General features: G+C 68.4%; 7 protein-coding genes. 2 read left to right on the top strand and 5 right to left on the bottom strand.

Going from position 1 to position 7,452, the window contains the following annotated elements:
• Positions 1-9: 9 nt before the first annotated feature.
• On the bottom strand, positions 10-963 hold the full coding sequence (locus AB7O82_RS29065; RefSeq protein ID WP_428546555.1) for an LLM class F420-dependent oxidoreductase: 954 nt from the start codon (positions 961-963) through the stop codon (positions 10-12).
• Positions 964-1,111: 148 nt separating this feature from the next.
• On the opposite strand from AB7O82_RS29065, the gene cofH reads away from it, so the two are divergent.
• Positions 1,112-3,436 (top strand): 5-amino-6-(D-ribitylamino)uracil--L-tyrosine 4-hydroxyphenyl transferase CofH, encoded by a 2,325-nt coding sequence (gene cofH / locus AB7O82_RS29060; protein ID WP_428546558.1) that lies wholly within the window; start codon positions 1,112-1,114, stop codon positions 3,434-3,436.
• A 75-nt stretch (positions 3,437-3,511) separates the two neighbouring features.
• On the opposite strand, the gene cofC is transcribed toward cofH, so the two are convergent.
• The 4 genes from cofC to fgd are packed head-to-tail and all read right to left on the bottom strand — an operon-like array spanning position 3,512 to position 6,931.
• On the bottom strand, positions 3,512-4,210 hold the full coding sequence (cofC, locus tag AB7O82_RS29055) for a 2-phospho-L-lactate guanylyltransferase (protein ID WP_428620831.1): 699 nt from the start codon (positions 4,208-4,210) through the stop codon (positions 3,512-3,514).
• On the bottom strand, positions 4,207-5,157 hold the full coding sequence (gene cofD, locus AB7O82_RS29050) for a 2-phospho-L-lactate transferase (RefSeq protein ID WP_428620829.1): 951 nt from the start codon (positions 5,155-5,157) through the stop codon (positions 4,207-4,209). The genes cofC and cofD overlap by 4 nt, the downstream gene beginning before the upstream one ends.
• Positions 5,154-5,927, bottom strand: coding sequence for a coenzyme F420-0:L-glutamate ligase (cofE, locus tag AB7O82_RS29045; RefSeq protein ID WP_428546567.1), 774 nt, complete (start codon positions 5,925-5,927; stop codon positions 5,154-5,156). Before cofE ends, cofD begins: the two co-directional genes overlap by 4 nt.
• Positions 5,924-6,931 (bottom strand): glucose-6-phosphate dehydrogenase (coenzyme-F420), encoded by a 1,008-nt coding sequence (gene fgd, locus AB7O82_RS29040; protein ID WP_428546570.1) that lies wholly within the window; start codon positions 6,929-6,931, stop codon positions 5,924-5,926. Before fgd ends, cofE begins: the two co-directional genes overlap by 4 nt.
• Before the next feature lie 37 nt (positions 6,932-6,968).
• Here fgd and AB7O82_RS29035 point away from each other — a divergent pair.
• Positions 6,969-7,452 (top strand): gluconokinase (locus tag AB7O82_RS29035; RefSeq protein ID WP_428620827.1); only part of this gene is annotated, 484 nt, incomplete at its 3' end.

Genomic DNA, 7,452 nt, shown 5'->3' with positions numbered 1-7,452 from the left:
AGGAGATCATCAAACCAGCGCCAGCACGTCCTTCTTGAAGCGCTGCATCTCGGTCAGCATGGCGTCCACCGTGTTGCCGGCGAAGCCAACGTCGAGATGGCTGACGCCCATTTCCTTGAGCGCGCGGATGTCGCCCGCGATGTCGGCGTTCTTGCCCGAGAACAGGCGGCGCTGGCCGTCGCCCGCGGTCGTGGGGATGCTCTCGCCGTAGGCGGTGCAGCGCAACGCCAGACCGACGGCATCGGCCTTGCGGCCGGCCTTCTCGGTCATCGTGCGCAGCTTGGCGACGCCGGCCTTGAAGCGCGCCAGCGAGTCGAGCGGAAAGGCGGGGTTGGTGCCGATCGGGTACCACGCATCGCCCAGCGCGGCGGTCCGCCGCAGGGCGGGTCCGCTCTCGCCGCCGACCCAGATTGGCGGGTAGGGCTTCTGCACCGGCTTGGGCGCCAGCACGATGTTGTCGAAGCTGACGTACTTGCCGGCAAACTTCGGCTGCTCCTTGGTCCAAAGCTCGATGAAGGCCTTCAGGTACTCGTCGGTAACCTTGCCGCGCGCTGCGAAATCCGGTGCGCCGATCGCCTCGAACTCCTCCTTCATCCAGCCGGCGCCGATGCCCACCACCAGCCGGCCGCCCGACAGCACGTCGATGGTCGACAGCATCTTGGCCGTCAGCACCGCAGGGCGATGCGGCACGACCATCACCGAGAGCACCAGGCGCAGCCGGTTCGTCTTGGCCGCGACATAGGCCACCTCGATCAGCTGCTCGTGGCGCTCGGCCCGCGCGCCGGCCGGGAATTCACCTGATGAGCTGTAGGGATAAATGGCGTGGATGTCGGTGGGGATTACGACATGATCGCTGAAGGTGGCATAGTCGAAGCCCATCGCCTCGCCTTCGACCAGCAGGCGCGTAAGCTTCCCCGTTTCCGCCAACGGCCCTGCGGTTGGCGCATTGAAGCCGAACTGCATATGTTTCCCCCCGAGATGCTACGGTTGTGGCCGGCATAGTACACGATGCGGCGGATGGCGAATGTCGCTATCGTCCGCCGGTTGGCGGTACCGGCTTGGCGCCCGAGGTTGGCGCTACGGGATTGGCGTTCGTGGTGAGGATCGGGGAATGACGGAGCTTTCCGAGCTGATGGCAGGAGCAACCCGGCTGCGTGATCGCGGCCACGGGCGTCTCGTGTCGTATTCGCGCAAGGTGTTCATTCCCCTGACCCACCTGTGTCGCGACGTCTGTCACTACTGCACCTTCGCCGAGCGACCGCAGCCCGGCAAGGCGGCCTATCTCTCGCCCGACGACGTGCTGGCGGTTGCTCGCGCCGGGCAGGCGGCCGGTTGCACCGAGGCGCTGTTCACCCTGGGCGACAAGCCCGAGCTGCGCTACGGCGCGGCGCGCGACGCGCTGGCGGCGCTCGGGCATCCGACGACGATCAGCTACCTCGTCGCCATGTGCGGCCTGGTGCTGCGCGAGACCGGCCTGCTGCCGCACGCCAATCCCGGCGTGATGACGCGCGAGGAGATTGCGGCCCTGCGCGAGGTTACGGCGAGCCAGGGTATCATGCTCGAATCGACCAGCGAACGGCTGTGCGAGAAGGGCGGCGTTCACTTCGGCTCGCCCGACAAGCATCCGGCGGTGCGGCTCGAGACCATCCGCCTGGCCGGCGAGCTCAAGGTGCCGTTCACGACCGGCATCCTGATCGGCATCGGCGAGACGCGCGCGGAGCGTGTCGAGGCGCTCGAGGCCATCGCCAAGCTGCACGACCGCTACGGCCACATCCAGGAAGTGATCGTGCAGAACTTCCGCGCCAAGCCCGACACCAAGTGGGCCGACGCCGAGGAGCCCGATCTCGAGGACCTCTTGTGGACCATCGCCACGGCCCGCCACATCCTCGGGCCGGACATGAACATACAGGCGCCGCCCAACCTGTCGCCCGGCGTCTATCCGCGCCTGGTCGATGCCGGCCTCAACGACTGGGGCGGCGTCTCGCCGGTGACGCCCGATCACGTGAATCCCGAGGCGCCGTGGCCCGCGATCGAGGAGCTGGCGCGGATGAGCTCGGAGATGGGCAAGGTGCTGGTCAATCGCCTTGCCGTCTACCCGTCCTACGTGCGCGCCGCCGATGTCTGGCTGGCGCCCGACGTGGCGACCCGCGTGCGCCGCATGAGCGATGCCGAAGGATTTGCCCGCGAGGACGATTGGGCGCCTGGCAACACCGAGCCGCCGCCGGCGCCGCGCTTGCGCCTGGGCGCCGTCGATGCCGGCATCGCACGCCTGGTCGAGCGGGCGAGTGGCGGCGCGCGTCTCGATCCGCCGGAGATCATGCAGCTCTTCGCGGCGCGCGATGTCGACTATCGCCACGTTACCGGCGCGGCCGACGCGCTGCGCCAGGCGGTGAGCGGCGACGTCATCCGCTACGTCGTCAACCGCAACATCAACTACACCAATATCTGCTACTTTCGCTGCCGCTTCTGCGCCTTCTCCAAGGGGCGCACGCACGAAGATCTGCGTGGCGCACCCTATGACCTGGCGCTCGAGGAAGTGGCGCGGCGTGCCGTCGAGGCGTGGCAGCGTGGCGCCACCGAGGTCTGCCTGCAGGGCGGCATCCATCCCGACTATACCGGCGAGACCTACGAAGCGATCTGCCGCACCATCAAGCAGGCGGTGCCGGGCATGCACATACATGCGTTCTCGCCGCTCGAGGTGACGCAGGGGGCGGCGACCTTGCAGACGCCGATCCCCGACTTCCTCGCCAGGCTGAAGGAAGCGGGGCTGGGCACGTTGCCCGGCACGGCAGCCGAGATCCTCGACGACGAGGTCCGCGCCATCATCTGCCCCGACAAGATCAACACCGCACAATGGCTCGACGTGCAGCGCGCCGCGCACAGGCTCGGGCTGCGCACCACCTCGACCATCATGTACGGCCATGTCGAGTCCTCGCTGGCCTGGGCGCGCCATCTTCTGGCGCTGCGCGACCTGCAGGTCGAGACCGGCGGCTTCACCGAGTTCGTTCCGCTGCCCTTCGTGCACATGGAAGCACCGATGTACCGCCAGGGCAGGGCGCGCCGTGGTCCGACCTTCCGCGAGGCCGTGATCATGCATTCGGTGGCGCGGCTGGTGCTGCATCCGGCGATCACCAACATCCAGACCTCGTGGGTGAAGATGGGCCCGGCCGGCGCCGCGATCTGCCTGCAGTCGGGCGCTAACGATCTCGGCGGCACGCTGATGAACGAGAGCATCTCGCGCGCCGCCGGTACCCAGCACGGCCAGGAGTTGCCGCCCGACGCGATGGAGAAGCTGATCCTCTCAATCGGCCGCGTGCCGCAGCAGCGCGACACGCTCTACCGCCCGGTCGACGAGGAACGTCGCGCCGCGTCGTTTGTCGCCGAGGATTTGGCGCCGATCGTGCTGACGCCGCCGCGGAAGAAGGTGCTGGCGTAGATCTTCTCCTCCCCAGCTTCGCTGGGGAGGTGTCGCCGATGAGCGCGACACCTCCCCAACGATGTTGGGGAGGAATCAGAGGCCCTTCTCCATCAACATCCCCGGCACGCCGATCTCCTCCAAAAACGCCCGCGTCCGCGTGCCCGCGGACTGTGGCAGGCGCAGGAAGGCGGCGAGGTCGACCGGGTGGTCGATGTCCATGGCGATGCCGGGCTGGCGCAGGATGGTCGGCTCGATGCCCGAGCGGCGCGCCGCGTCGAGGTGCGGGAAGTAGCTGTTGTCCCCGAAGCGCAGCGGTACCGAATCGGGCGGCGAGCAGATCACGGCGTTGGAGCCGAGATCGTCGTGTGCCGGCGATATGGTGAAGGACGGCCCAGGCCGGTGCGCCGCCAGCACGGCGTCGAACTCGTCCGCCGTCGCGGCGGGAATGTCGGCCGGCACCGTCATCATGCCGCCGCGGCCTTCGCCGGCGAGCAACCGCAGGCCGGCGGTGACGCTGCCGGTGTGACCCTCGCGGGCGCCATCGATGACGATGCGCGCACCGAGCCGCCGGCCGAGCGCCGTCGCCTGCGGATCGAGCGTCACGACCAGGATGCCGGCGAGACGCTTCGCGCCGGCGACTGCTTCCAGCACCTCGCCCATCATGACCTCGATCAGGGCGCGACGCTGCGCCGGCGTCAGCAGCGATGCCAGGCGCTGCTTCGCGCCGTCGAGTTCCTTGATCGGCACGATTGCCCAGATGTCGGGAGCCCCGATGTCGGATGGCGGGCTCATCGCCGCGACGCAAGCGAGTCGGCAAGATCGAGCACGGTGCGCGCCAGCGCCTCGCGTGTCGCGAGATCGGTCATCAGCGTCGGCGCCGTCTTGATCGCTACGGAAAGGCCGCGCACGTCGTCGGCGTCGGCTGGATCGACGACGTAGCCGGAGAGCAGGGAGCCGTAACGCAATGCCGCCGTGGCGGCGCTGATCGTGAGGCCGAGCTCCTGCATCATCTTGGCGGTCGGTCCCTTGACCGCGCGGCCGCCGACGATCGGCGAGACCGCAACGACCGGCGCACCGCATCCGGCCAAGGCCTCGCGCAGTCCCGGAATCGCGAGAATCGGCTCGATGCTGATGAACGGATTCGACGGGCAAATGACGACGGCGCGGACCTTGCCACTCGACAGCACTGCCAGGATCTCGGGCTGCGGCCGGGCTTTGGCGACACCCTCGAACACCAGCTCCCGCACCAAGGGCTTGCATTGCCGGCGCACGAAATAATCCTGGAAGTCGAGCCAGCCTTCGTCGCTCAGCACGCGGGTGCGCACCGGATCGTCGCTCATCGGCAGCACGCGCTGGGCGATGCCGAGTTGGCGGCAGACATCGCGCGTGATCTGCGACAGGGTCTGGCCGGCACGCAGCCGCCGCGTGCGCTCGACATGCAGGGCGAGATCGCGATCGCCCAGCCGGAACCAGCTCTCACCGCCCAGGGTCGCGATGGTCTCCATGAACGACCAGGTCTCGTCGCGCCGGCCCCAGCCCGTCACCGGATTGTCGAGGCCGGACAGGACATAGGTCAGCGTGTCGATGTCGGGCGAGATGCTGAGGCCGAGATGCTCGAAATCGTCGCCGGTATTGGCGATGATCAGGAGGTCCTCCGGCGCGAGCACGCGGCTCAGCCCAAGCGCCAGCTTGGCGCCGCCGACACCGCCCGACAGCGCCACCACCGGACCTGTGCTCACCGAAACATGTCCTCGCTGGCCGGCCGCACCAGATCGCTGGCCGGCCTGGCGGGCGCGCTCCAGCTGAGGCCGCGGATCAGCACCACGGGCTGCGCCTCGTTGCCCTGCCCCATGACCAGAGAGGCCGCCGCCGCGATCTCGTCGGCGAAGCCGGTGATGCTGACCTGCAGAATGCGGCCGAACAGGTCGGGATTGCCGCGCAGGTCGAGCAGGCTCGGCAGGCCGGCCGCGCCGATCGCCACGCCCGAGGTGCCGCGCCGCCAGGCGCGGCCGAAGCTGTCGATGATGACGATGGCAGGTGCGGTGCCGGCGAGCTCGCCCAGGCGCTTTCGCAACGCCTCGGCGCTGGCGTCCGGATTGACCGGCAGCAGCAGCGCGCGCTCCACGCCGTCGGTCGGCCCGACATTGGACTGGTCGATGCCGGCATTGGCCATGACGAAGCCGAGCTTGTGCTCGACGATCAGGATGCCGGGACGCGATCGCACCACGCGCACCGATTCCGATAGTACCAGCTCGACGAGGCGCGGGTCCTTGTCGATCTGGCCCGCGAGCTCGATCGCGCGCGCCGACGGCACCACGGTCGCGAGATCGACGCTGCGACCTTCGGCCTTGGATACGATCTTCTGGGCGATCACCACGACATCGTTGGCCTGCGGTGCGAGCTTCGCGGTGGCAAGCCCATCGGCAATGAATGTCGCCAGATCGTCGCCCGCCTTGACCAGCGGGATGCCCGGGACGGCGACGATCTGGAGCGCAGTCGTTCGGTTCATCCGAAGCGCTTGCGCAGTCGCGGCAGCACCTGCTCACCGTAAAGATGGATGAAGCGCTCCTGGTCGGGGCCGGGCGCGTGGAACACCAGATGGCGAAAGCCCAGGCCGACATAGTATCCGACGCGCTCGACCACCTCGTCGGGATCGTTCGACACAAGCCAGCGGCTGGCGGCGCGTTCCAGGGGCAGGGCGTCGGCCAGGCGCTGCATCTCGACCGGATCCTCGACCGACATCTTCTCTTCTTGCGACAGCGCGAGCGCCGCCCAGTGGCGCGTGTCCTGCAAGGCGCGCTCGCGGTCGCTGTCGAACGAGACCTTGATCTCCATCATGTAGTCGTAGGGTTGGGTGCGCACCCCATCCGCCGCCGCCAGGCCCTCGGCGACCTTGGGCATCAGCGTCTCGGTATAGAGTTCGGGCTTCTTGCCGCTGGTGCAAATGAAGCCGTCGCCCGAGCGGCCGGCGTAGCGGGCGACCAACGCGCCCGAGGCGGCGACGTAGATCGGCACCTCGGTCGCGGGCCGGTCGTAGATGGTGGCCTTCTCGGTACGGTAGTACTGTCCTTCGAAATCCACCCGCTCGCCGCGCCACAAGGTGCGGATCAGCGTCACTGACTCGCGCAGGCGGGCGAACCGCTCCTTGAAGTCCGGCCACGGCTGGCCGGTCGAAGGCACCTCGTTCATCGATTCGCCGGTGCCGATGCCCAGCACGACCCGCCCGGGAAACATCGCCCCCAGGGTGCCGAAGGCCTGGGCGACGATGGAGGGATGATAGCGGAAGGTCGGCGTCAGCACGCTGGTGCCCATCACCACCCGCTGGGTCCGTGCCCCGAGCGCGCCCAGCCAGGCAAGCGAGAACGGGGCGTGGCCGTCGACGTGCTTCCATGGCTGGAAGTGGTCGCTGACGAAGACCGAGTCGAAGCCCGCGGCCTCGGCCTTGCAGGCGAAGTCGAGGAGCTTGCCCGGCGCGAATTGTTCGGCCGAAGACTTGTATCCGAGCTTGAGCACGGTGATGGGTTCCTTATCGTGTCTGGCGGGAGTCTTAATGGACGATACCGCAGGTCACAACCAGCCGCTGGTCGCCGTCATCATGGGCGTTTCCGGCAGCGGCAAGAGCACCATCGCCGGCCGCCTGGCGGCCGAGCTCGGCTGGGAATACCAGGAGGGCGATGCCCTGCACCCGCCCGCGAATGTCGAGAAGATGAAGGGCGGCACGCCGCTCACCGATGCAGACCGTATGCCATGGCTCCGAAAGATCGCGGAGCGGATCGACGACTGGCGCGCCCAGGGTCGGGCCGGCGTGGTGACCTGCTCGGCGCTGAAGCGTCGGTATCGCGACATCATCGTCGGCGATCGCCCGGACGTGGTGCTGATCTACCTGAAGGGATCACCCGACCTCATCAAGCAACGGCTCGCCCAACGCCGCGGCCACTTCATGCCACCGGCCCTGCTCGACAGCCAGTTCGCGGTCCTGGAGGAGCCGGCGACCGACGAGCGCGCCATCGTGGTCGACATCGCGGGCACGCCGG

It is taken from the genome of Reyranella sp., assembly GCF_050185545.1.
Classification (GTDB): Bacteria; Pseudomonadota; Alphaproteobacteria; order Reyranellales; family Reyranellaceae; genus Reyranella.
The sequence above is the reverse complement of the archived record's forward strand: the minus strand, read 5'-3'. Positions and strand labels throughout refer to the sequence as shown.

Bases quoted from the DNA above. Each gene is read 5' to 3' on its own strand.
- cofH (WP_428546558.1), top strand. From the start codon at position 1,112: ATGACGGAGCTTTCCGAGCTGATGGCAGGAGCAACCCGGCTGCGTGAT.
- cofC (WP_428620831.1), bottom strand. From the start codon at position 4,210: ATGAGCCCGCCATCCGACATCGGGGCTCCCGACATCTGGGCAATCGTG.
- AB7O82_RS29065 (WP_428546555.1), bottom strand. From the start codon at position 963: ATGCAGTTCGGCTTCAATGCGCCAACCGCAGGGCCGTTGGCGGAAACG.
- cofE (WP_428546567.1), bottom strand. From the start codon at position 5,927: ATGAACCGAACGACTGCGCTCCAGATCGTCGCCGTCCCGGGCATCCCG.